This is a genomic window from Microcoleus sp. D3_18_C2, from assembly GCF_036702395.1.
Lineage (GTDB): Bacteria > Cyanobacteriota > Cyanobacteriia > Cyanobacteriales > Microcoleaceae > Microcoleus.
Genome location: NZ_JAUBTG010000005.1, coordinates 183,304 through 207,592 on the forward strand (window position 1 = coordinate 183,304; position 24,289 = coordinate 207,592).

Annotated in this window: 23 protein-coding genes; 12 read left to right on the forward strand and 11 right to left on the reverse strand. The window is 46.5% G+C overall.

Annotated elements, in window-relative coordinates; genetic code table 11:
* The first annotated feature begins 361 nt into the window (after positions 1 to 361).
* On the forward strand, positions 362 to 835 hold the full coding sequence (locus QUA88_RS05865; protein WP_333207746.1) for a TspO/MBR family protein: 474 nt from the start codon (positions 362 to 364) through the stop codon (positions 833 to 835).
* A gap of 415 nt (positions 836 to 1,250) precedes the next feature.
* Here QUA88_RS05865 and QUA88_RS05870 read toward each other — a convergent pair whose 3' ends face one another.
* Together QUA88_RS05870 and hslO are read right to left on the reverse strand one after the other, a co-directional pair.
* Positions 1,251 to 3,329: a hypothetical protein gene (locus QUA88_RS05870; protein ID WP_333270759.1), complete on the reverse strand. Its 2,079-nt coding sequence runs from the start codon at positions 3,327 to 3,329 to the stop codon at positions 1,251 to 1,253.
* A gap of 246 nt (positions 3,330 to 3,575) precedes the next feature.
* A complete protein-coding gene (gene hslO / locus QUA88_RS05875) occupies positions 3,576 to 4,475 on the reverse strand; it encodes an Hsp33 family molecular chaperone HslO (RefSeq protein ID WP_333270762.1) in 900 nt (299 codons plus the stop codon).
* Positions 4,476 to 5,180: 705 nt separating this feature from the next.
* Here hslO and QUA88_RS05880 point away from each other — a divergent pair.
* Positions 5,181 to 5,834: a Crp/Fnr family transcriptional regulator gene (locus tag QUA88_RS05880; RefSeq protein WP_333270764.1), complete on the forward strand. Its 654-nt coding sequence runs from the start codon at positions 5,181 to 5,183 to the stop codon at positions 5,832 to 5,834.
* Between the two features lie 463 nt (positions 5,835 to 6,297).
* Here the strand turns inward: QUA88_RS05880 and QUA88_RS05885 are convergent, their stop codons facing one another.
* Positions 6,298 to 7,518 (reverse strand): FtsW/RodA/SpoVE family cell cycle protein, encoded by a 1,221-nt coding sequence (locus QUA88_RS05885; RefSeq protein WP_333270767.1) that lies wholly within the window; start codon positions 7,516 to 7,518, stop codon positions 6,298 to 6,300.
* Between the two features lie 36 nt (positions 7,519 to 7,554).
* Between QUA88_RS05885 and QUA88_RS05890 the strand changes: the two genes are divergently transcribed.
* Positions 7,555 to 7,977: an EamA family transporter gene (locus QUA88_RS05890; RefSeq protein ID WP_333052031.1), complete on the forward strand. Its 423-nt coding sequence runs from the start codon at positions 7,555 to 7,557 to the stop codon at positions 7,975 to 7,977.
* Between the two features lie 236 nt (positions 7,978 to 8,213).
* Here the strand turns inward: QUA88_RS05890 and QUA88_RS05895 are convergent, their stop codons facing one another.
* The 3 genes from QUA88_RS05895 to apcA form a co-directional block, all read right to left on the reverse strand.
* Positions 8,214 to 8,417, reverse strand: a complete 204-nt coding sequence (locus tag QUA88_RS05895) for a phycobilisome linker polypeptide (protein WP_006634929.1) — start codon at positions 8,415 to 8,417, stop codon at positions 8,214 to 8,216.
* Positions 8,418 to 8,757: 340 nt separating this feature from the next.
* Positions 8,758 to 9,243, reverse strand: coding sequence for an allophycocyanin subunit beta (gene apcB, locus QUA88_RS05900; protein WP_006634930.1), 486 nt, complete (start codon positions 9,241 to 9,243; stop codon positions 8,758 to 8,760).
* A gap of 176 nt (positions 9,244 to 9,419) precedes the next feature.
* On the reverse strand, positions 9,420 to 9,905 hold the full coding sequence (apcA, locus tag QUA88_RS05905; protein ID WP_333036136.1) for an allophycocyanin subunit alpha: 486 nt from the start codon (positions 9,903 to 9,905) through the stop codon (positions 9,420 to 9,422).
* Positions 9,906 to 10,962: 1,057 nt separating this feature from the next.
* Between apcA and QUA88_RS05910 the strand changes: the two genes are divergently transcribed.
* A complete protein-coding gene (locus tag QUA88_RS05910; protein ID WP_333259804.1) occupies positions 10,963 to 12,165 on the forward strand; it encodes an FHA domain-containing protein in 1,203 nt (400 codons plus the stop codon).
* Here the strand turns inward: QUA88_RS05910 and QUA88_RS05915 are convergent, their stop codons facing one another.
* Positions 12,166 to 12,402, reverse strand: coding sequence for a hypothetical protein (locus QUA88_RS05915; protein WP_333207750.1), 237 nt, complete (start codon positions 12,400 to 12,402; stop codon positions 12,166 to 12,168). It abuts the gene before it with no gap.
* Between the two features lie 22 nt (positions 12,403 to 12,424).
* Positions 12,425 to 13,009 carry an endonuclease dU gene (locus QUA88_RS05920; RefSeq protein WP_333052036.1) on the reverse strand — a complete coding sequence of 195 codons (585 nt, stop codon included), beginning with the start codon at positions 13,007 to 13,009 and terminating at the stop codon, positions 12,425 to 12,427.
* Between the two features lie 98 nt (positions 13,010 to 13,107).
* Between QUA88_RS05920 and glpK the strand changes: the two genes are divergently transcribed.
* Positions 13,108 to 14,595, forward strand: a complete 1,488-nt coding sequence (gene glpK, locus QUA88_RS05925; RefSeq protein ID WP_333270772.1) for a glycerol kinase GlpK — start codon at positions 13,108 to 13,110, stop codon at positions 14,593 to 14,595.
* A gap of 78 nt (positions 14,596 to 14,673) precedes the next feature.
* The gene (locus QUA88_RS05930) at positions 14,674 to 15,045 is read left to right on the forward strand and encodes a c-type cytochrome (protein ID WP_333270775.1); all 372 of its coding nucleotides are present in this window, start codon (positions 14,674 to 14,676) and stop codon (positions 15,043 to 15,045) included.
* Positions 15,046 to 15,061: 16 nt separating this feature from the next.
* Here the strand turns inward: QUA88_RS05930 and QUA88_RS05935 are convergent, their stop codons facing one another.
* Positions 15,062 to 16,588 carry an NB-ARC domain-containing protein gene (locus QUA88_RS05935; protein WP_333153678.1) on the reverse strand — a complete coding sequence of 509 codons (1,527 nt, stop codon included), beginning with the start codon at positions 16,586 to 16,588 and terminating at the stop codon, positions 15,062 to 15,064.
* 279 nt (positions 16,589 to 16,867) lie between these two features.
* Between QUA88_RS05935 and QUA88_RS05940 the strand changes: the two genes are divergently transcribed.
* The 5 genes from QUA88_RS05940 (at position 16,868) to rpmA (ending at position 19,971) form a co-directional block, all read left to right on the forward strand.
* On the forward strand, positions 16,868 to 17,824 hold the full coding sequence (locus QUA88_RS05940) for a hypothetical protein (protein ID WP_333231577.1): 957 nt from the start codon (positions 16,868 to 16,870) through the stop codon (positions 17,822 to 17,824).
* Positions 17,825 to 17,934: 110 nt separating this feature from the next.
* The gene (locus tag QUA88_RS05945) at positions 17,935 to 18,444 is read left to right on the forward strand and encodes a DUF3122 domain-containing protein (RefSeq protein ID WP_333153673.1); all 510 of its coding nucleotides are present in this window, start codon (positions 17,935 to 17,937) and stop codon (positions 18,442 to 18,444) included.
* A gap of 328 nt (positions 18,445 to 18,772) precedes the next feature.
* Positions 18,773 to 18,988, forward strand: a complete 216-nt coding sequence (locus QUA88_RS05950; protein WP_333145179.1) for a hypothetical protein — start codon at positions 18,773 to 18,775, stop codon at positions 18,986 to 18,988.
* 263 nt (positions 18,989 to 19,251) lie between these two features.
* Positions 19,252 to 19,644: a 50S ribosomal protein L21 gene (gene rplU, locus QUA88_RS05955; RefSeq protein WP_333036112.1), complete on the forward strand. Its 393-nt coding sequence runs from the start codon at positions 19,252 to 19,254 to the stop codon at positions 19,642 to 19,644.
* A gap of 27 nt (positions 19,645 to 19,671) precedes the next feature.
* A complete protein-coding gene (rpmA, locus tag QUA88_RS05960) occupies positions 19,672 to 19,971 on the forward strand; it encodes a 50S ribosomal protein L27 (RefSeq protein WP_190738131.1) in 300 nt (99 codons plus the stop codon).
* Between the two features lie 202 nt (positions 19,972 to 20,173).
* Here rpmA and thiS read toward each other — a convergent pair whose 3' ends face one another.
* Both thiS and QUA88_RS05970 read right to left on the reverse strand, forming a co-directional pair.
* Complete coding sequence (thiS, locus tag QUA88_RS05965; RefSeq protein ID WP_015176890.1) at positions 20,174 to 20,386, reverse strand: sulfur carrier protein ThiS; 213 nt, start codon at positions 20,384 to 20,386, stop codon at positions 20,174 to 20,176.
* A 100-nt stretch (positions 20,387 to 20,486) separates the two neighbouring features.
* Positions 20,487 to 21,569 (reverse strand): thiamine phosphate synthase, encoded by a 1,083-nt coding sequence (locus tag QUA88_RS05970; protein ID WP_333052050.1) that lies wholly within the window; start codon positions 21,567 to 21,569, stop codon positions 20,487 to 20,489.
* Between the two features lie 365 nt (positions 21,570 to 21,934).
* Between QUA88_RS05970 and QUA88_RS05975 the strand changes: the two genes are divergently transcribed.
* A complete protein-coding gene (locus QUA88_RS05975) occupies positions 21,935 to 23,809 on the forward strand; it encodes a DUF1565 domain-containing protein (RefSeq protein WP_333052052.1) in 1,875 nt (624 codons plus the stop codon).
* The last annotated feature ends 480 nt before the right edge of the window (positions 23,810 to 24,289 follow it).

Genomic DNA, 24,289 nt, shown 5'->3' on the forward strand with positions numbered 1-24,289 from the left:
AGATTTTAGATTTTAGATTTTAGATTTTAGATTTTAGATTTTAGAATTGAGGCATTGACCCCACGGATAAATTCGGCGGCTCCTTTATCGGATACAGGTTTTTTGTTTCTGGGTCCTGAGTCTGCTTTCGGAATGAATCCGGGGGGTTTTATCCTGGATGCTTTCGGTCACATTTTTTATATTATTAAGGGGAATTGAAGAGAATAAATAGAGGTTTTCCTGAAGCCTAAATAACTTTTGAACTGATGTTGGTTTCGCGAATCAGCCCAACCTAATATAACTGAGGACAGATGGCGCGATCGCCAAAATTAGAGATAATATTTCCAGAATTGAACCTGTCAAACTTGCCCAAGGTAAAAAAATGATTAAATCCTGGATGGTAATTGGAGGCGTCGCCTTTGTAGTAGCACTAGCAGCTAACTTCATCCCGCCCAGCGACATCCAATGGTTCAACCGCTTGCAGCGTCCGAGATGGCTAGTATTTGAAAAAGCAATTCCCCTAATTTGGACAGTAATTTTTATTTGTGCAGCTTGGTCAGCAGTGATAGTGTGGGAAAAACAACCAGGAACTCAGGAGACTTGGCTGAGAATGGGTTTGTACCTGCTTTTAGAAATAGTAACTATGTCTTACACCTCGGTTATGTGCAAAGTTAGGAGCCTAAAAGTCGGCACAATAATCGGCGGAACGGGCGCTATTTTAAGCGTAATCCTAGCTTTAACAGTGTTGCCAGTTTCCGAGCCAGCCGCCCTGTTATTGCTGCCTTACATACTTTGGAGTCCGATCGGCACTTACACCACTTGGGCAATGATGCACCTAAATCCGGCGGATGTTTAATTGATCTAAAATTACAGGTAATTGGTAATTGATCATTGGGAAAAAGGTAATTGCTAAGATGTACCTCACCCAATAGAAAACTGCTATAGCAAGCCTCGTATCAATTGTGAAGTCTTTCTCTTGTCTCTCTTCTCTTCCTTTTCTTCCTACCCTACCCTTCGGGAACCCCTGCGGGGAACGGGAACGGCTTCGCCGAACGCGCCCTTTGCGTCTTCGCGGTTCGTTAAATAGAGATTCTCTGAGTTTTATCGCGTGGTGGGGGTGGCTTTATTTAATTTGTTGACAATGTGAGTATGATTCGTAAACCCACCCCTAGAAGTTGATTGAGAATGATGGTTGATTTGAGTTAAAACTCAAATCAAGCACTAATTCTCAGACTTTAAACCCCCGCCCAATGTCGGGCAAACCAGTTAACCTAGCGATTGCCAGAGCTGGTGGGAGGCTCAATTTCCGGCGGTTCGGGAGGGGGATATTCAGCATCGGGAGATTCAGGCTCAGGAGGGTTCAGCGACTCCTCCCAAACTTGGATTTGCGATCGAGCTTGCTCAAAAGCCCGAGTACCCGAAGGAATTTTCTTCAAAGTCGCGATCGCCCCAGCCAGATCCGACGACGACTCTTCGACACCAAGCGCCAAAATCCGCTGACTCCACTCATCAATCGCCTCACTCGCCTGCCACCGGAGCGAACTCGACTCCGGCACCTGACTTGCTAGCGCAATAGCCGTTTGCAAAGCGTCAGCAGTCCCGGCTCTGGCCGTCTGACGGGCGTTCTGCAAATTTTGCTCGCCCTGAAATTGAGCCTCCCAAGTCCGAATGTTCGATCGAGCTTCCTGATAAAGCACCCGTCCCGATCGAATCCGGCGCGCCATCTCAATTGCCCCCGCCAAATTGCCGGCCGCCGCTAGCTGCTGAGCTCTATCCAAAAACGGCTGGTCAACAAGCCGCTGTCTCCTCTCGATCCAAGCTTGAATTTTGGCTTGAGCTTCCACGTAAAGCGCCCTACCTCTACCGATCCGAGAAGCTTGAGCAACGGCGGCTTCCAGAGCATTCGGATCGCCCATACTCGCCAAATCGTTCGCTCTTTGCAAATACGGACTGTCTTCGAGCAGCTCGATTTGACGGCTCAAGGTGCTAATTTGACGGCGAGCTTCCGAAGCGCGGGGATTTGATTCCGGGACTGTTTGCAATTGGGCGATCGCAGCCCTCAAATCATTTACCCCACCAGGCGCCGCCAGCCTGCTTGCCATATCCAAAACTTTGACATCAGCCATTTCTTGTTGCCAGCGGCCGACTAAATCTTGAGCTTGTTTGTATAAAGGGCGGCCGGAGTTCAACTTTTGAGCAATCTCGATCGCCTTGGAGAAACCCTCAACAGAGCCAGTCAAAGCCTGAGAAGTAGCATTCGCCAACTCATTAAAATCCTGTACTTGTTCCCTTAAATTTGCCGACTCTGGAATCTTGTTAGCGATCGCCATCGCCTCCTGCCAATCCCCTGCTTGCAATCGTTTTTGGGCGATCTCCAGAATTTTCTTGCTAAATTCCGCGATCGCCTTATTGGCAGCTTGATACAAATAACTGTTTTGATCAATTCCCTGAGCCAGCTTAATCCCCGTCACCAGATTGTCGAGACCTCCCTCGGAGGCTGTATTTCGGGCTTTTAGCAACTTATTGCCCTCCGCCTTAGTCGTCTGAATTAGCTTAGTCAATTCCTCGTACTTAGCCGATTCCCAGAAAGTATTTCCCAAATCCAAAAGCAGAGTAGCTTGGCTGAAAGCCAGCGGCCACTCTTCCTGACGCAAGTGGTCTTCCGCCGTGCGGTAAATTTTCTCTGCATCGCTCCATATCGACTGCCACTTTTCAATCTGCTTTTCCATCTTCGGGTAAGCCGGAACGTTTTTAGGAACCTTACGAGCGAGGGCAATCGCCTCATCCAGCTTTCCTTCTTGGAAACTAGCATTTCCCAGCCTAATAATATCCTCCGACCACCGATCGATTTGAGTGTTAATTCTCGGCCGCAGCGGATGGTTTTGTGGCAAAGCATTAACTAATTCGATCGCCCTGAGCAAATCATCCGCCGTCCGCTTGCTTGCTGCTTCTTGAGCACAAAAAAAGCGATCGTTAGCAGAAGCCGTCGGCCAAAAAATCTTTGAGCAATTTGACTGCGATGTCAGGTTGAGCAAAGACGCAATTGCCACAAACCCCATACCCACCGATAGCATCAAACTCAGCGCCAGCCAAAACTGCCACTTATTCGACCAGTTCCGCCAAAACGGATTTTGTTCCTCCGGCGGCTGCGAGTTTTCCCCAGACAAATTCGGCGGTAGTTCCAGATGCCCTCCCGGCAGTTTTCCCGAAGTAACCAACTCTCGGAGCTCTTTAAGTCGTTGGGCCCGGTTTTTCCTTGCTGGTAAGCGCACCAGCGACGAAGTATCCTTTGTTGACTCCAAGGATTCTGATGCAGACCAACGGCCTGGTATTTTGCGATCTTGACTCATATCCTCACCACAAACAGCAACCAGCCAGCGTTAGTTATTTAAAAACTGCGAGCGCTGCTATCAACTGCTCTATAAAATGTATTCATCACTTTTACATACTCCCGTCGGCCCCAGACTGCAAGAGCCGATCGCCAAACCGCCACAATCAAAATTTTGTGATTAGGTAATTGATAATGCGTAATTGGCAATTGGTCAAGGCCATCATCCCTAACTCGCACTCAATAGAGCCAATTACACATTATCGTCTCAAGAACCGGAGTTTGAGCGCAAATCGCCGATGAGTTCCGCAAGTTGGTCGCTATTAGCTTGGTAAACCTCGTTGCAGAAATGGCACGTAGCCTCAGCCCCCCCATCTTTTTCAATCATGTCTTGGAGTTCCGCTTCGCCCAACATTTTCAAAGCTCCCAAAACTCGATCGAACGAACAGCCACAGTCAAAGCGCACCATCTGAGTTTCCGGGAAAATTTCCAGGCCCATATCTCCCAGTAACTCTTCGAGAATCTGGTGCAGCGTTTTGCCCGATCGCAGCAGTGGCGTAAAGCCCGACAATTCAGCAACTCTAGATTCTAAAGTTTGCACCAATTTTTCGTCCGTTGCCGCCTTCGGCAGAACCTGCAACAGCACACCCCCAGACGCTTCTACCCCGCCCGCCCCCACAAACACCCCCAAAACCAGAGCCGAAGGCGTTTGCTCGGAGGTTGCCAAATAGTGAGTCAGATCGTCGCCAATTTCGCCGGAAACCAATTCCACCGTACTTGAATAAGGGAAGCCGTATCCAACGTCCCGCACCACGTACAAATACCCGTCACCTATTGCCCCGCCGACATCTAGTTTGCCTTTAGCATTGGGCGGCAGTTCCACTTCGGGATTATCCACATAACCTCGAACTGTTCCATCAAGTCCTGCATCAACCAGAAGCCCGCCCAGTGGCCCATCTCCTTTGATGCGAATGTTGACCCTCGATTCGGGCCGCTTCATGCTGGAGGCGAGTAACAGCCCTGCTGACATCGTGCGGCCGAGGGCGGCTGTAGCGACGTAGGAGAGCTTGTGCCGCCGTCTTGCTTCTTCGGTGAGGCGGGTGGAAATGACGGCTACAGCGCGAATTCCGCCCTCTGCGGCTGTAGCGCGAATTAATTGATCGGCCATGAAAAACCTTACTTTGTCTTTTGATACCTTCTCGAACTATTTTAGAAGTTCTTGAAGGTTGTGGCAGCACAGAGCAGCAGTTGACTCGGCCGGCCTGGATGTGCGATCGAGCTTCAGAACTCGCCTCTGTTTTCTTTTTTACCTTGATTAACCGACTATTTCTTAACAAATACTCGAAGGGATTATTCACGATCAATATTTATTTAAAAAGCCCCAAATAACGAGTGCCTTTATTTTTACAAAGCCACCTTATTCTAAGTCATTTTATAACAACTAACAAACAATCTTTGGAGCATTTAAACCACTAACGAGGCCAGTAGGGTGCGTCAGATCGATCGCTTCCCTCGGCAAGGGAAACGCTGCGGACTGACGCACCCTACAATACTATTTTAAATGCTCCACAGCTTAACCACTAATAACTAATAACTATAGTCCAGGACGCACTACGAACAAATAAACCTGGCTTTTTAACCTATCTAGAGGCTTTTAAGCCGATGTACTTAATCTCAACAACCCGGTTTCTGGCTACCGGTGCATAAGTCTTAAACTAATGACTAATGACTAACAACTAATGACTAATGACTAATGACTAATGACTAAAGCTTATCTTGCCGCTAACCTGACGATTACCAAACCTTTACCTTGGTCGGTTAGAGTCAGAGGCGTAGGTCTCAGACCAATGTTTTTTAGCTGGAAATAAAGGATATGCCACCAACATCCAAAGCACTTTTAGCGGAAATCCAGCATAACACAGGAGCGAGTCGAAACTTGCATTTTTATGCCAAGGGGGAAACCATTCCTATGATGTCGCAAGGCCTTTGGCGAGTGTGTCAAGGTCTAGCACAACTGAGTACGCTTTATCCAAGCGGGGAAGAAGGACTTTTGGGTTGGGTTGGGCCTTCGATGTGCTTCGGTTTGTGGTTGACAAGCTTGCAGACTTACCGAGCTACGGCGACATCAGATATTTATTTGATCTGGTATTCAATGGTGGAAATCGAAGCTTCTCCTCAATTGGCTCACGAGTTGCTACCTCAAATGGTACGGCGGCTGCGGCAAATGGAAGCAATTTTAGCGATCGCCGGACAGCGGCGAGTAGATGACCGTTTGTATCAGCTACTGCTATTATTGCAACAGGAATTCGGTCAGCCTGTGGTTGAGGGAACTCGTTTGAATATCCGCTTGACACATCAAGATATTGCTAATGCGATTTGCACGACGCGGGTAACAGTAACTCGAATGCTGGGAAAATTGCAGCAGCAAGGGTTAATTAGTCGAGATGGCGATCGGCATTTAATTCTTAACAAAGATGTTTTTGCGTCCACGTCGGATTTGTTTGGCTGCAACCCTCAATCTGTGTAGAACCGACACCAATTTGCCTTTCCACTTTTTTGCATCTACATAAAGTCTTCCAGTATTAGCTATCAAATCTCAGTGCATCAGAATTGTTTATCTGGCTCCTCCTCTCCCTATCTACAGCCATACGTTTGCAGTTGGAAAAGATATAATTAAGCGGTGCATCTATTTAGGACTAAACTCAATGGCTAACTCAACTCAAGAAACACCGCAACCAGACAAAAAAGAATTAACTGAGATCACAGCTAAACCTCAAGAACAACAAGAAGAACCGCCCAATAAAGGTGACGGGCGGAAATAGTCGATCGTTAGTTTTTATTTACAATTACTCGTTACCAGGATCTGCCTGGTAACGCAGATCCAGAGGAAGAGCCTCCAATTTGCCCCAGTAAGAATCGAGGCTCTTCCTCTGGCTATTGGCTCCCAGGTAGATCCTGGAAGTTAATCGAGTGTGTTTACTATTGACAAATTATTCGGTTTGTGCAGTGCCGTTGTTCGATCGCAACTTCGGCTTTCCCGGCTTTCCACGGAGGCCGTCCAAAGAAACCACATCAGCCTCAGAACTCTCCCTAGCCACCCGAATCAGCAACCCCGACAACAACAAACTCGCCAACATCGAAGAACCCCCGTAACTAAAAAACGGCAGTGGCAAACCCGTAGTAGGCAAAACCCCCGTCGCCACCCCAATATTCAGCAGCGACTGTCCCACCATCACCACCATCACCCCAATCGCCACCAACTGAGACTCAATATTTCGAGCCTTCATCGCTACCCTCAAAGCCACAGTAGAGTAAGCCGCCAACATCAGCAACAGCGAGAAACCTCCCACCAAACCAAACTCCTCAGCAAACACAGCAAAAATAAAATCGCTGTACTGAATCGGCAAATAAAATAACTTTTGCTGCGACATCCCCAAACCCACACCCCAAATGCCCCCAGAACCCACAGCCAGGAGACTTTGAATCAACTGATAGCCGTCTTGCATCGGATCAGCCCAAGGATTGAGAAAAGACATAATCCGGCGGCGCTGATATTCCCTCAAACTAATACTTAAAACCGCTAAAAGCATTCCCCCCATAGCCGTTGCGCCCAACTGCAAGTAAGGTAAGCCCGCAGCCAAAGCCACCAACCACAAAGTCATCCCGCACAAAGCCGTGGTACTTAAATTTGGCTGCAACAAAATTCCCAAAAGCATTGCACCGAAAATTAACAGCCAAGTTAAGCGAACTTTATTTGTCAACCGGGGCCAGTTACCGAAAATGCGGGCGCTTTGGAGAACAAAAAACGGCTTGATTAACTCAGAAGGTTGAATAATCGGAACTGGGCCCAGAGATATCCAGCGAGTCGCCCCGTTGATGGTGGTTCCCACTCCCGGAACTAAGGTCAACCAGAGCAATCCCAGCAGCAATAAAACGCCTAACTGAGATGTTTTCATGATGTAGCGCAGTGGGGAGTACACTATCAAGTTAAAGCCGGCCAGCCCGATCGCCACTGCGATTAGCTGTCGTTTAAAATAATAAAGGCCGTCTCCAAGTTCATAATTTGCAATGGGATAGGAAGCCGAAAACAATGCTGTCAGCCCGACAAACAGCCACAGAAAAGTCAGCCACCTCAGCCACCGCGCCTCAGCGGCCCATTCAGAGGCGCTGGGGTCAAAAAAAGGAATCAAGCGTCGAATGTCATTAGCCATAGGATTTTAGAATGCTCTCAATAAACTCTAACAAAGATGGCTAAAGTACCAGATTGGTTAATTTACGCATTAATCTGTTCGCTATTATATGGTTTGTGGGGATTTTTTGGCAATTTAGCGACTAAATATATTGACTATAAAACTGCTTTTGTTTATGAAGCAATTGGCGCTATTTTAACTACTTTATTTATTATTATCAAAACTAATAATTTTAGTTTTGAGGGAGATGTTAGGGGAATTTTGTTTGCCATGTTAGTTGGCGTTGCTGGCACTGTGGCATCATTAGTATTTTTTATAGCCCTTGGCAAAGGTGAAGTTGCCAATGTAGTGAGTGTTACGTCTATCTACCCGCTGATTACTATATTATTATCGTCTTTATTCTTGAAAGAGGCTATTACATTACCACAAATGCTTGCTGTTTTGTTAGCGATAATCGCAGTTATACTGTCTTCTTATTGAAATATTTGTCAATGATGAGATTAACAACGCTGGACATTCTTCCTTCTACTAGAGGAATCCTAAATGATTCAGATAAATTTGTAGGGGTAGTGCTAAGAGTGCCTACCCCCTATCTATCGGGCAACCACGGGGGATTGCCCCTACAATAATTATGCAAATGATGCGAGGATTGCTATATAACAACAAAAAAGAGGTCATCGCGACCTCTTACCCCTCTACTAATCCAGCTTCGGCTCTTAAAGTAAACCTGTATTAGCTCCGGGCTTACCGGTAGCCAGTTGCACTTTAATAATTCTGCCGCCCATTTTCATAATTCTTTGCTGTTCCCGGAACCAGTTGTCGTAAGGAACGAGCTTAGTAAAATAGGTATTTTGCAATTCGCGCTGAGTGCGGATGCGAGTTTGACTTGGGACGCAAGCAGTCACCTTAAACATTCTCATGGGAAACTAACTCCTGAGTAGGTTTACAGATTATTAGATGGATTTTTTAAAGATTGAAGGCAGGGAGTTAGGAGTCAAAACTAGCTCGTTAAAACTCGTCGGGCTTTCTCGACAAGCCTTTGACGGTCTAGCAATCACTCTCAACTTCCCTGACCTCTTTTCAAAGTCAAAGGTAAAAAGTCCAAAGTAAAAAGTAAAAAGTTAAAAGAGGCAAGAAATAAATCTTCTTCCTTCTTCCGACTTCCATCGGACTGAAATCCGTTACATCCGTTACATCCGTTACATCCGTTACAGAATCCGTTGCCGAACTTCCTTCTTCCTTCTTCCTTCTTCCTGAGTCTTAGCTCAAGCCAGAGCAGATGTAGTCGAAATAGACGCCCATTTCTTTACCAGCGTCAGAACCAACCAAACCGGCGGTGACTTCTTTCATTGCTTGGATTGCTTGTACGGTAGAACCGATGGGCACGCCCAAGGAGTTGTAGGTTTCTTTCAAACCGTTGAGCACGCGCTCATCGAGGATGGAAGGGTCGCCAGCTAGCATAGCGTAGGTGGCATAGCGCAGGTAGTAGTCCAAGTCGCGGATGCAAGCTGCATAACGACGAGTGGTGTACATATTGCCGCCGGGACGAGTTACATCAGAGTACAACAGAGACTTAGCAACTGCTTCTTTGACGATTGTGGCTGCATTAGCGCTGATGGCGGTAGCGGCGCGGACGCGCAGTTCGCCAGAAGCAAAGTAGTTCTTGAGCTTGTCTAGAGCGCTGATGTCGAGGTACTTACCTTGAACGTCAGAGGAATTGATAACGGCGGTAATTGCGTCTTGCATGGTTGTCTTGTTTCCTAGAAAGTGGCTGAGTCAGTCCAATTTTGGAGCTAGAATTTGGAATTTGGGATTTGGGATTTAAGATTTTTAAGTGGCTGGTTATTTGCAATAGCTTTTAACTTGTTGCCGGCAACCCCCAATTTTTCAATCTAAAATCGAAAACCTAAAATCAAAATTCCTTACTGCATCGCACCGATAACGTAGTCGAAGTAGGAGGAAGCTTCGGAAGCATCTTCTCCAGACAGCAGCGAGCTTGCTGCATTTTTCATAGCGCGAACGCCTTCGGCGACGGCTTCAATCGGGGTGCCGAGAGATTTGTACATTTCGCGGACGCCGACAATACCGATTTCTTCGATCGGAGTAATGTCGCCAGCTACGATTCCGTAGGTAATCAAACGCAGGTAGTAGTCCATGTCGCGCAAGCAAGTTGCGGTCATTTCTTCGCCGTAAGCGTTGCCGCCGGGAGAAACAATATCAGGGCGCTTTTGGAAAAGTTGGTCGCCTGCTTGCTTGACGATGCGTTCGCGGGATTCGCTCAAAATTTGGGCGATGCGGACGCGGCGTTCACCAGAGGTGACGAAGCTTTTGATCCGATCTAATTCACCTGGGCTCAAGTAGCGAGCTTCGGCGTCTGCGTTGACGATTGATTTGGTGACGATACTCATCTTGTGTGTACCCGCTGGATATTTTGCTATATGAACTGCTCTGCGCTGAGCTAGCGAAGGCGGGCGCTTGTGTCCCGTATCTTTCCTGCTCAGGCAGGAGCTTTGACGGGGAAGGCTGGACTTTCCACACTCAGCAACTGTTGAAGTTGTTGGCGGGTGACTGCCTTCGGTGCTTAACGGCGCTGGTTCTTCACGCCGGTGCGCTTGTGAGTGCTCGCACTAAGCCTGTCGCTTACAATACCATAAATGACTGATGCGATCTTTAATTTATGATCGAGATTGCAGCAGGCCACTTAGTGGCGATCGAGTGACTGTCGGGCAGTTAGTAAGGATATTGCTTCTCTGACACAACTACCTCTCGCAAGTATTTTGAGGCATTATGTTCACATTCTGAGTGTTACTGTAATAGTTTGTAACATTCCTTTTCATATTTGGGCCCTCGCTGGGGTCTGAGGAGTTAAAATTTCATAGTTAAAAAATTGCTAAAATTATCTGGCAGCAAGGGTTACAGGCGATAGAGCATTGAGCGGGAATTGTGACGGGCGAGGGCGCGAGGTTCAAAGGCTTGGCCCTGAGATGGAGGGAAGCGGGAGATGGGGGCAGACAGCGCGGAGACAGGGGCCAGATGTGCGATCGTCTCACATCTTGCACCATTCTCAATCAGTCTTGGACGGGCGGGCTCTCTTGCCCAAGGCGTGTCAACTTAAGGTAAAACCGATAGTCCGTCAGGGGTTGAAACCCCTGCCTCAAAGCGAAAGTCCTCTAAAAGAGGACTAATGAATGATTCAGTCCTCTTTTAGAGGACTTTCGCTATTAGACAGGGAATTCATTCCCTGGCGGGCTGCCGGGTGAGCGGGAGGACTGGCGGACTAAAAGCTTAAGTTGACACCAATGTTTCCTACCCAACCCCTACTACCCACAAGAACACTCACTCTTTGTGTTTGTGGAACAGGCCGGAAAGCCTGTTCTCGATAATAGTGCCAGATATAAGATAATCGGAAATCCTAACTTTCGAGCTTGTAGCTAGATTTGACTCTCACTTTAAATCTGGTGCGCCGTGAAAAGAAATCTATCAGCCCTTAAAAAAGCTTTACAGTTTGGCATTAGCGGTGCTGTCGGCGGTTTCGTCGGCAATCTCATCACCGAACCTTTCATGCAGGGGATCACTGGTTCGGAATCTGTTTTTGACAGTGTATTGTCCACAGCTCGGTGGTTTGGATTGGTAGGCGGTGGTATTGCTACGGCTATCATGTTCGGCTATTATTACTATATCAAAGGCAAGCCTCAAATTAAACAGGCTTTAAAAAATGGCGGATTGTTTGGTTTAATTGCAGGAGCCATTTCTGGGGCGATCGCCGAAGGTATTTACAGCGGAATTGGCGACGGAAACAACGAATTATTGCGAGTAATTTGCTGGGGAATAGCTGGCAGTTTGTTAGGACTGGGACTGGCACAGCGGATTCCTAATTTGGGGGCGCTTCGCGGCCTGGGAGGCGGCGGTGTTGGGGGTGTGTTGGGCGGCTGTTTGTTTATTCTATTTGCTTACAATCTCTCCGGTACGGCGGGCCGTTTAGCTGGCTGTGCTGCGATCGGTTTTTGGATTGGAATTATGCTAGTTGTAGCTGAAACTTTGTTCAACAAAGCTTGGCTAGTAATTAGTTACGATACGGGAGCAAATCGCACTCTCACTCTGGGTGCGGAACCAGTGACTTTTGGCAGTGATGAAAATTTGTCCATTATCTGCATTCCTAATGTTTCGCCCCTAGCAATGCGGTTTCAATTGGAAGCAGGTCAAATTGTTTGCGAGAATCTTGATAGCGGGGCGGTGAGTTATTTGCGATCGGGCGACCAAAAGAGAATCGGCAACTGTACAATTACAGTAGGAAACTCTGACTTGCCAGCCCCAACACCGACAAATATTCCGCCTACCTTTATATCAGATCAGCCCGCAGTAAATTCTTTTACCAGCGGTCAATTTTCTCTGAAATTAGGAAGTCGAGTTATTCCTCTGAGTGCGGGAACTCAACTATTCACCTCTGACATACCGAGTTTAACAGCCGCAGCATCTAACGGGCTTGTAGCTATAGTCACTTCTCGATCGAGAAACGAGCTTTCGTTAGGATTGACCAATTTGTGCGATCGCGCTTGGTGGGCTACAGACATTCAAGGCGATATAAAAATGGTAGAACCTGAAACTACTCTGACTTTGGCGTTGGGAACTCAAATCGAATTCGGTGAATTAGAGGGCGAAATTGTGTAATTAAGCGAGTAGAAACTGAGATATTGCACCATTGTCAATAAACTTTTCATGGCCGGGCAGGATGCCCAGCCCACAATAAAATTTCCTCTTTGTGGAACGGGCATCTTGCCCGTTCTTAACAGGATATCCGGCCCAGCCCACAATAAAATTTCCTCTTTGTGGAACGGGCATCTTGCCCGTTCTTAACAGGATATCCGATCCACCCACAATAAAATTTCCTCTTTGTGGAACAGGCATCTTGCCTGTTCTTAATCATAATTCAAGCAGAACTGCTGCTAACTCCATTAATTACAGCCGCACCAATCAAATGAGCCAAACGCAAAGCTTCAGGAACTTTACCAGTGTCTGTCAAACGCTGAAGCACCCTCGCTATTACTTCCGGTTGTTCGCCACAAACTTGAAAAAAGAAAGGTTCAAAAGCGTGAATTTTCCCGGCGCGGCGCAACAATTCTAAACGGTATTCCGAGTCTGGTAAATGGCGGAGGGCTTTTTCAACAGCAGCTAAATCTGGTTGGCGGCGCATGACAGCAACACAAGGAATTTGCAGCCGCGATGCTAACTCAGGAAGGTCAATAATATTGAAGCCTCCGAAAGCAATTCCGTCAAGCAAAACGAGATGCAATTGCGGCAGAAATTTGCCTCCGAGGAGTAGCCCAGAAATAGCATCCGTGGCATCTAATCCGTCTGGGAGGACTTGTCCCCACACCATTCCTTCAAATCGAGTTACCCCGCAGACTATGCCCGCGATCGACACCAGGCTGCCGCTTCTACGAGAAAACGGAGCGTCGTCAAAGCCAATAACCTTAATTGTGCGATCGAGCCTCAGCAAATCTGCCAGTTTCAACTTGTGGAGTTCCCTAAACTAAAGTTTTTGAGATTAGCTTGTGTTTTACATAGTATCATATACGTTAAATAGCTCATTACTAAAAAGGTTTTAGACAATTGGTAAAAAAATACGTAGCAGCGATCGACCAAGGAACTACCAGCACCCGATTTATCATATTCGATCGCCTGGGACAGATAATTTGCAGCAACCAACAAGAACATCAGCAAATCTATCCGCAACCAGGATGGGTTGAACACAATCCCGATGAAATTTGGCAGCGCACCCAAAGCGTGATTAAAAATGCCTTCGAAATCGGCAATATCGAACCCACAGATATTGCTGCACTCGGTATTACCAACCAGCGCGAGACTACAATTATTTGGGACAGAAAAACTGGCAAATCTTACGGCAATGCCATTGTTTGGCAAGATACCCGCACTCACCAAATTTGCGAAAAGTTAGCTGAAGTTGAGGGCAAAGATCGATTTCAAAAACGATGCGGTTTGCCGCTGGCTACTTATTTCAGCGGGCCGAAAATTAAGTGGATGCTGGACAATATTGCAGGATTGCGGGAAGCAGCAGATCGAGGGGATGCGATTTTTGGGAATGTCGATACTTTTCTGATTTGGCACCTGACTGGCGGCGCGCACATTACCGATGTTACCAACGCCAGCCGCACGATGCTGATGGATTTGCAAACCCTCGATTGGGATGCCGAAACTTTGGAAATAATGGCAATTCCCCGCCAGATGCTGCCAGAAATTCGCCCTTCGAGTCAAGTTTTTGGAATTGCAAAAGGATTGCTTGCAGGTGTTCCGATTGCTGCTGCTTTGGGAGATCAGCAAGCCGCCCTCGTCGGGCAAACTTGTTTCAGTCTGGGGGAGGCGAAAAATACTTACGGTACGGGCTGTTTTATGTTGCTGAATACTGGTGAGACGATCGTCCCTTCAAAGCAAGGATTACTAACAACAGTCGCCTACAAGATGGGGGAATCGCCCGCTGTGTATGCTTTGGAAGGCAGTATTGCGATCGCCGGAGCTCTAGTGCAGTGGCTGCGGGACAATTTGGGCATCATCAACACATCTGCGGAAGTAGAAACATTAGCAAATACAGTCGAAGATAGTGGGGGAGTTTACGTTGTCCCGGCATTTTCTGGACTCTACGCCCCCTATTGGAAAGACAGCGCGCGGGGAGTAATTGCAGGTTTAACTCGCTACGTGACTAAGGCACACATTGCCCGCGCAGTATTGGAAGCTACAGCGTGGCAAACGCGGGAAGTATTGGATGCGATGAATCAGGATTCTGCTGTGCAGCTTTTGTCTTTAAAAGTAGACGGAGGTATGGTGGGAAATCACACGCTGATGCAGTTTCAGAGTGATGTTTTGGGAGTGCCTGTGGTGCGGCCTGTGGTAGCAGAAACTACTGCACTCGGTGCCGCTTATGCGGCCGGTTTGGCCGTAGGTTTTTGGAGTCAGCTAGCCGAATTGCGGGACAATTGGGCGGTGGATTGTACTTGGGAGCCGAAAATGCCGATCGCACTTCGCGAGCAAAAATATCGCTTTTGGAAAAAAGCAGTTTCCCGCACATTCGATTGGGAAGAATAAATCGCTGAGTTAACCCCAAAATCCGTATTTAGTGATATCCTTAAATCCAGCACTATTTTTTTTTCAAGTTGCAAATAAATGATTTCGCTAAATAAGTTAAAAAAAATCTTCACCGCCTGTCTATTGATACTGACACTGGGATTTGTAGACATCGCCACTAATTCCCAAATCGCCCTCGCAGATACAGCTACAAATCCCACAACCGCAGCCGAAGTCTTCAGCGCCAACTGTGCAGGTTGTCACATCAACGGCGGCAACATTATCAGGCGCGGCAAAAACTTGAAACAAAAAGCATTAAAAAAATACGGCATGGATTCCATCGCCAACATTTCCAACTTAGTAACCAACGGCAAAGGTATTATGCCAGCTTACAAAGATCGTTTGTCGCAACAACAAATTATCGATGTTTCAGCTTACGTGCTATCGCAAGCTGAAACCGATTGGAAATAGAACATCGGTTGATTATTTATAGCTTAGGCAATCTTGCCACAGACATCACATATTTCTTTACCGCAGGTTGAAGCGCGAACAGAGTTTCACTTTCGGCTTGGACTGTTTCAATTAGCGATCGTCTTAAAAGCGATTCCAGCGCCTTCAGCAATTCTGAATCCCGATCTTGCTGAATATCGGAGTACAAATTTTCACAACCAACAGGCTTGACTTCTTTCGCCATGCAGTGTAATATCTGGATTTCTAATCCTGATAAGCGATTAAACTGCCGAGATAACGTATCGCTATAATCTCCCAGAAACAGCCCATTTCTTAAAAATTTAGCAATGCTGTCGCCAAACATATCATGAATAGTTGTCGTTACTATTTTTAACGCTAAAGGATTGCCACTGTATGCCTCTATCAATTGTGAGTATTCACCTTCTTCAGACAAACCCTTGTTTTTAAGGATTTCCACAGACGCTTCTCCCAAACTACCCAATTTCAATGACCGTACAGATTGATTTTGACCTTCTAACGCCGCAATTTCTTTAGGTTTTTCGCAGCTAGTCAGCAGCAAGCAACTTTGATGCTGCGATTTTCCTACTTGTTTCAGAAATTCCCCATACACTTGATATCCTTCTCGATAATTTCCTGTTAACTGCTCAGTGCAGAAAACAGCTTCCCACTCATCTAAGATTATCAAACATCGACGCTTTTGTAAACACTGAATCAGGCGCTGGATACCATCAGCGATGATTGTCGGTTCTATTGCATTTGTGGAAGCAATTAGACTGTCCAGGGAAAACTCAAGCTGCGAGATCCCCGCTTGAAACAATTTTTTATCCTGAGTAATTAACTGCAATTTATCTAAATCTCTTTGCGGTTGATCAGATAAAAATTCGATTAAATTTACCAGAGTATCGGCCAACACAGGTGCATGACTGAGGTTGACCCAAATTAAGCACTCAAACTGGTGTTTAATCAGATTTGTTAGCTTAGATGCTAAAGCAGTTTTGCCAATGCCACCCATACCCAATACAGCAACTAAGCGGCAGTCTTCTTGTAAAATCCATTGTTCTAAGTTAGCAAGTTCTGTTGTGCGCCCGTAGAAAATAGACGTATCCACCGCCAGCCCCCATTCAGTTCGATTTTCGATGGGAGTTTGGGGAGTTTGAGTATAATTTCTCAAGGTAGGTAGGAATGTTTCTCCACTACCCTTTTGTTGATAACCACGCATTTCTAGCATACTTGGGATTTCTTTCCAGTCTTTCGGTTGTTGCAGCGTCAAAACTTGAATGTAGCGATACAGCCCTCTCGATAAGTCTACTCTAATACCGGCACATTCGCGGTGGAGTGCGGCGGCGATTTCCACCGGACTGTAATTGCAAAGCAATCCTCGCAGGTAAGTTTTTTCTAAAGGAGTGAGTCGCTGCTTTCTACTGCAAGTGTAATCTTGCTTGGCCGCTGTCAAGTCTGCATATAACTGTTCGAGATTCCAGCAAGCCGCAGCCTCTATAAACTTTTGTGCTGGTATTTGTAAAGCTTTATTTTGGTATGTCATGTATACTAACAAGCAGAAGCACACTCATAATTATTGATGATTTTACCAGCTTAAGTATCTAACTTATTAAGTATTTTTACTGGCTTCTGAGGATATTTTAGATACGTTATAAAATTTATTGTAAATAAAGCCTATCCCTATGTGGGTGTACTTCTCACAAAAACACCTAATAAAAATACTAATAGCTGTTAGGTAACTTATCGGTCTTGAGTGTTTTATAAATGTAGTAGGCAGTATTTTATAACACCTGCTCTCAGAAAAGTTAGGAGGACAGTTTAAATGGCATCAGTTCAAGTGACAAATCAGTTAACTACAACTGACAAGGATATCCCCACTCCTAATCCTAACGATGGTTCTGCAAGAACTCGCGCTAAAGATTACCTCTTAGAGGTAGAGTTAGTTAATCAGCCTATATCAATTGATCTCTTTAAAGATCTGAGCGCTACCTACGACCCTTACGTGCAAGTCTTTCAGGTACCCAAAGACAGGATTGGTGCGAATCTAGCTGATGGGGCTGGGGCTCTTCTGGTTGCTCAGGATGATGATGGCGGCGGCAACTTCCCCAACGCAAACTCAAAAATACCGAATTTTAATACTAACGAATACTTCAATGGTGCTTCTTTCCCGCTTACAAGTCTGCCTGGTGTGAACTATGTAGTCCGCGTGACTAGCTATAATAGGTCAACAGAATTTCCTCAGCCTTTCACATTAGGGGTTTCAACTCCCAGTGGCACTGTCACCTTGAAAGACCCTATAACAGGTGCGCCTGTAAATCAAGGAGGCAGTACTGGCATTCCCGTCGCGCGTTTCTTTGACAAGACGGCAGGAGGGCATTTTTATACTACAGACCCAATAGAGAAAAGTGACCGACTAACCAACCCTTCTCGTTTCCAGAGTGAAGGCGATGAATTTGTTGCTCCAGGCGACGGTAACGCAAAGGTTCAACGCTTCTTAAATACGGCATCAGGAACCTATTTCTTTACTAATAAACCTGGTGAGATACAGTTTGTTCGCACCTTACCCCAGTTCCGCGATCAGGGGGAGGTTTTCAATTCATATAGCACGGCTGTTCCGGGTGCAATACCCGTCTATCGTTTTACCAACCTGTCGAGGGAACGGGAAAATCCGCTAAATATTACACACTTTTTCACAAGAAGCGAAGAGCAGCGGCGGGCGGTACAGGGGAGGTCAGATTTCCGGGATGAGGGGGTTGCTTTTTATGCTCTTCCCGCCTAAGCAGGCAGTTGGATTCATCTAGGTTTAAAATGAGGAGTAGGGTGCGTGCAACGCACCCTACTTTTTTATCTATTAAACTTTTGGGTAACAAGCGATATTTTGGTCATCCTATGAACAATCTCAGTACAAAACCTTCCTTCTTCAAAGCTTTAACTGTAATTATCTTGTGTTTGTATCTAATCTTAGCTGTCAGCCCGCCCGCTTTGGCTTCGATTCACAAATATCCCGAAACTGCCGAGACAGTAATGTTCCGATCCGTACAAAGCCTGCGTGATACTGATGACAAAGCATGGCAAGTTGTTTTGTACAAGCGAGTCAAGTCGGGAGTAGTAAAGTCTTTAAATCTGAGATTAGTAGGATTTCCCGGAACAGAATTGCAGCATCCTGTTCCACTGAAAGTTGCGGCGGGAAAGCTGGAAATTGGCAAGGCTAATGATATTTGGAACGAGTCTGGTTTGCCAATTAATGTCGGAGAATACGATTTAAAATCAATAATTACACAATTGGAAAGTAATCGACCTTTGCTGTTGAATTTGCCTGTGAAAAATCACAATGAGACACAATTGCTGGTTCCTCCTTTTGCTGTCAGAGAATGGAGGCTGTTGTTAGACAGAAACTAAATATACCTATTTAAGCGCACTCTACATTATTTAAAATCGATACAATTTCCCATGTCACAAATCGTTATGTTTAAATTATGCCTTAAGGTAGATTTAACGCAAGCGAAGAATAATATTTTATGGCAAAAACTAAATAGATTAACTTAATCGCACTGTACATTTAAAATCGCTCAAGTTTCCTGGATGTATTAAAAATAACTTTATTTACATAGACCTTAAGGTAGATTTAACCTATTTTAAGGGTAATTATGAAACAAACTAAAAGCTGAGTTAGTCGGTTGACAAAACTTCAGTGTTTTAACGTAGGTGTATTCAGGGTGAAGCTACTATGACTTTAATCAGTAAAATTGTCCGCAAAGCTTTGGCAACAGGTTACTTAACGGTTGAGGCCGAAGAACAGTTGCGACAGCAGTTGCAGATGACCAAGTATGGTTTAGAAGATTTTGACGCTTTTATTAATTTGCAGAAAGAGGTGATGGAAGGTAGGGTGAAACAACAAGCTTTGGAATTGTTACGATCGCGCAAATGTTCTGCGACTGCTTGAATCGAGTTCGATCGACCTTTTGGATCAATGGGATAAAAAAGTTACAGCATCTACTATTTTTATCCCTAATTAGAAATTTCCGGTGCCATAAAACTTGACAAAACTCCAATAATCCGCAATAATAGTAGATTGTCTGTCTAAATCCGGCTCGGATCAGGTTAAGACATTCCAAAAGCTGGAGAGCAGTCAGCAGTCAAAAGTCCACAACGACCAATGACCAATGACTCATCAGCTACCTGTACGGCAATCTCAACAACCATCCCATGACTTACGCAATCATTGAAACCGGCGGCAAACAATTTCGGGTAGAACCAGGCCGCTTCTACGACATCGAACTGCTTCACGTTGAAGCTGAATCCAAAGTCACCATAGACAAAGTATTTCTGATCCAGCACGAAGGCGAGGTTCATATCGGCCAGCCTCTACTAGAAAATGCCACTGTAGAGGGAACGGTTCTCCGGCATTTCCGGGGCCGCAAAGTCCTCGTCTACAAGATGAAGCCGAAAAAGAAAACTCGGAAGAAAAAAGGGCACCGTCAAGAAACAACTCGCTTTATGATTGACTCGATTAGCGTCAACGGTACAGTCTTAGCAGCCAGAGACTTAACTCAAGCAGTTGTTGAAACTCCCCAAACTGCCGAAACTGATTCAGAATAAAACATAGTAAATACAGTTGAGGATATTATGGCCCACAAGAAAGGTACAGGCAGTACACGTAACGGACGCGACTCTAATTCTCAGCGTCTGGGTGTCAAAAAGTACGGCGGTCAAGTTGTCAAAGCTGGCAACATTTTGATCCGTCAACGCGGCACAAAAGTTCACCCTGGTAATAATGTTGGTATCGGCAGAGATGATACTCTGTTTGCCATGATTGACGGTGTGGTGACTTTTGAAAGAAAAGGCAAAACTCGCAAGAAAGTCAGCATTTATCCTGTTGTAGCAGCACCTGTGGCTGAACCCGTGGCTGAAGCTGTCGCAGTTTAGTTCCTCGTTCCTAGGTTCGGCTGCTTCCTGACAACTTAACGTAGAACCCATAGTCCGACAGGGGTTGAAACCCCTGCCTCAAAGCTAAAGTCCTCGCTATGAGGACTGAAGAACTCATTAGTCCTCTTGAGAGGACTTTCGCTATTAGCCAGGGAATTCATTCCCTGGCGGACTAGAGGCTTAATTTGTCACCAATTTGTGGCTAGCCTCCTCCGACAATTGTGACAACTTCTAAGATGTCGCCTTCTTGCATCTGTGTAGTTTCCCAAAATTGTTTGTGCAGAATTTCCCCGTTGTACTCCACAGCGACTAAGCGCGGGTTTAATCCCAATTGTTCTAGTAATTTTGGTAACGGTGTGTCGATCGCACAATTGCGGGTTTCTCCGTTAACTTGCAGCGCAATTTGATTTATCATAAGTAAAAAAATATCAGTTTTCAGGGCGGGTTTGGTAACAAAATTATATTTTATGCACAGATTTCCTGTGCTAAACCCGCCCTACAAATCCCCAATCAACCTAGCTTTTCCCGTGCAAAGCTTTCTGAGCTTTCAGATTCTGCATCCGAATCAACTGCGAGATGAAAAACTGCGTCACTAAAGTAGGCTGTTCTGCTTCCATAATCGCGCGTACTATGGCAACCCTTTGAGCTCCGGCATTCAATACTTCATCGAGGTTGTTGATATCAATTCCGCCGATCGCAAACCACGGAATCGGTGACTTAGTAGCAGCATACCGCACATAGTCCAAACCTGCGGCCTGTTTATCAGGTTTAGTAGGAGTGGAGTAGACCGGCCCAACTCCAATATAATCTGCTCCCGCATCAACCGCTCGCTGCATTTCCTCGCCATTCGTAGTCGAACAACCGATGATCCGTCCCGGGCCGAGCAACTTGCGCGCTTCCGCCACAGGCAAATCTTGCTGTCCTAAGTGTACGCCGTCGGCATCCGCTGCGATCGCAAAATCCACGCGATCGTTCACAATCAGCAAAGCATCGTAGCGGTGACAAAGTTCGCAAAGCTTACGCGCGTTGGCCAGCTTTGCGCCGTCGTCTGAGGTTTTGTCGCGGTACTGCACCAAAGTCAGTCCCCCTTGCAAAGCAGCTTCCACGACTCCCATCAAGTTGTCTCTCGGCGAAGTTACAAGGTATAACTGCGATCGAAGTAACTGCTGGTAGCGCCGGTAAGCCAGCAAATCGCTTTCGAGAGTATAAACCCGATAGCGCATCTGCTTAAAAGCCGCGCCCATATTCCGATCGTAAATTTTGCCATACTCTTCGAGTACCCGCAAAGCTTCTTCCACCCGACAGAAATTCGCCTCCAGTAGCTGCTGAATGCTCGAACGCTGCTCTTCCTGCGGGTGAGTCAACTCCGTACCCGGATCGGCCGGCGTATCCCTAGCACTTCGCAATTCTGCGACGTGCCAAGCAGCCAATTCTTGACGCAGTTGCTTGCACTCGCCAGCTAAATCCGAGCTGTTGAGACCAAACCTGCACCATTCTTCAATAATTCTCAACCCTTCGCGCGATCGATCTAAATTTGCATCTAAAATCCGGCAGAGGGCTGGCTGTGCCGGTAAAGTTCTGTTTTGTTTGTCGGTCATTCACAACCACCCTAATTATAATTAATCCTACCAGTCAAACCGCTATATTCTCCCACGCCGTCATTCGATTTTAGATTTTAGATTTTGGATTTTGGATTGACTTGCGCGAGATAAATTCGGGGGACGCAAGGATTTTAGATTTGAGATGCTTTCGATTGATTCCACGGATCGAGAGGGGGGGCTTGTACCACCTTTGAAATTCTTGGTCAAGATCGTAGCAAAGCGATCGGCCTAATTTTTACCTCAACCGATTTAATTTAGACAAATTTTTAAGTTTTATTGAATTTGAGAAAAACGAAGCATAATAGATCAAACTTGATGAGAGTGAAATCGTTAAGCTGCATACCACACTTGGGAGGAGAGCCGTGAGGTTAGCAGAACAACACAAAAGATTAAGGGAGAACAACCCAAGCAGGCGGGCGTCTTTAAATTTCGATCGCGAAAACCCGACACGAAACACCGGAGGCGAAACTCGGATCACAGATAAGTTGCGTTTGTTTATGCTGATTTACTTACAACAGACCTGGTGCAAAGAAAAGCGATCGCAAAAATCTTGTTTGAGTTCTTGCCTTCTACTCGTCTTTGCGATGACCGCCCTTGGCAACCATCAACCGTCAGTTATCGCTGCCGGGATACCCGGAGTGCAGCTACTTTCTCAGACGCTGCAGAGCGAGATTAACATACTGTACGTCAGCTCGATCGGGGGCAGCGACACAGGAGGCAACGGCAGCGATCGAGCTCCGTTTAAAACCCTTACCTACGCCTTAAGCGTGGCCCCGCCCAAAACAGCTATTTTGCTAGCGCCCGGTACTTACAGCGAGCAAACCGGCGAAAAATTTCCATTAATGCTCAGGCCCAGCGTAACAGTTCAGGGAAATCCCAACACTCGCGGTCAGAATATTCTCATCAAAGGCGGAGGATACTTTATCAGTCCGACTTCGGCGGGTCAAAATATTGCGATTTTAGGCGCAGACGGGGCGGGACTCAGCGGGGTGACGGTGACGAATACCAACTCTCGCGGTTACGCTTTGTGGATCGAATCGAGTTCTCCGACAGTTGTTAACAATACTTTTTCTGGCAGCACTCACGACGGAATTTCGGTAGTGGGTACTTCCAGGCCGACGATTGGCGGGAATGTTTTCTCGAAAAATGGAGCTAACGGCATCACGATTTTTGGCAGTTCCCAGCCGGAAGTTCGAGATAATGTGTTTGAAAACACGGGATTTGGGGTAAATGTAGCGCAGAACGCTTCGCCTCTGCTGATTGGGAACAAAATTACTCGCAATAAGGACGGCGTAGTGGTGCAAGCTAATGCTAGACCGGTGCTGCGTAACAATTATATCGAGAGTAATCGGCGGGACGGAATTGTGGCGATATCGAGTTCTCTGCCGGATTTGGGAACAGCAGCCGAACCAGGGGGCAATGTCATTCGCAACAACGGCCAGTACGATGTGAACAATGCGGCCAAAGGTCAAGTAATCCCAGCTTACGGCAATCAATTGTCGAGCAGCCGGACGACGGGATCGGTTGATGTGGCGGGAACTTTTACCCCAGGGCCAATGGGGGGAAGTGCTTTGCAGCGTATAGCCGATCGACCTCCCAGCATCGGTGGCCCCGACACTTCTCTCCCTGTTTACACTCCTGGGCGACTAAGTCCCAGAGTTGAAAGAGCGCCACTTCCCCCGCCTGCGCCCGTTTCCAGGCGACCGGTGCAAAATCGACCCGCACCGCGAAGCGCCCAGCGCCAAGAGCTTTCTGGGAGGAATGTCGGTGCTTCATCGGTAGTCCCAGGGACAATCGCAATTCCTGTGCCCGATCCGAATTATCGATCTGTTTCAGAAATTTCGGTACAGCAATCAATGATTCCTCCCAATTTTGATAGTTCGAGTTCGGTTTCTTCCGAGGGGAGATTGCCGGTTCCGGGCCGCAACATTCCGATCGGAAGGGGCGGCTATGTACCTGCTGCTTTAGGGGGGAATTCTTGGCCTGATGCCGCGGATAATTCGCCGTCATTCGATCGAGCCAGAGCTTTGGGTTTCCGGTATCGAGTTGTGGTGGATGCCAACAGTTGGGGCGATCGACAAAAAATGCAATCCCTCGTTCCCGGTGCTTTTCGCTCTTTTTCCAGCGGACGACCGGTGATCCAAGCCGGTGCTTTTCGGGAACGCGAAAAAGCTGAGGAATTGCTAGAAATGCTCAGCGCTAACGGTTTGAATGCTCAAATTGAAGAAATTAAATAGTTATTGGGCATTGGGAATTGGGCATTGGGAATTGGGCATTGGGCATTGGGAATTGGGCATTGGGAATATCCTTTCCGGCTAAGCTGTTCGGCATTTAAAGGAGGTTAACCAATAACCAATAACCAATAACCAACAACAAAATTTTAGGGCCTAGCATATCGGATGCCAGACCCTAAAAACTTTGTAAATTAAGTTGATTCAAGTGGGATTTTAGCTCTACTGAGTTTCAGCAAACTACAACTAAGGTGGACTTTTTTGCAACTACTCTGGAGACGAGCTAGCTATCAGCGGAGTCTATTCAGACTTCTGTGTTTGACTGTGCGATCGCAACTTTTGATTCATGCAATAGCCTCAAGCTATCTAACCAATACGAATCGCAATATCAACCTTTCTTTGCTAATAAGCTACACGGTTCAGGCGTTGCCTGCGGACTAGAGCCGATCGGGACAAATACTCTAATTCCAAATTTTTTATCCAAGT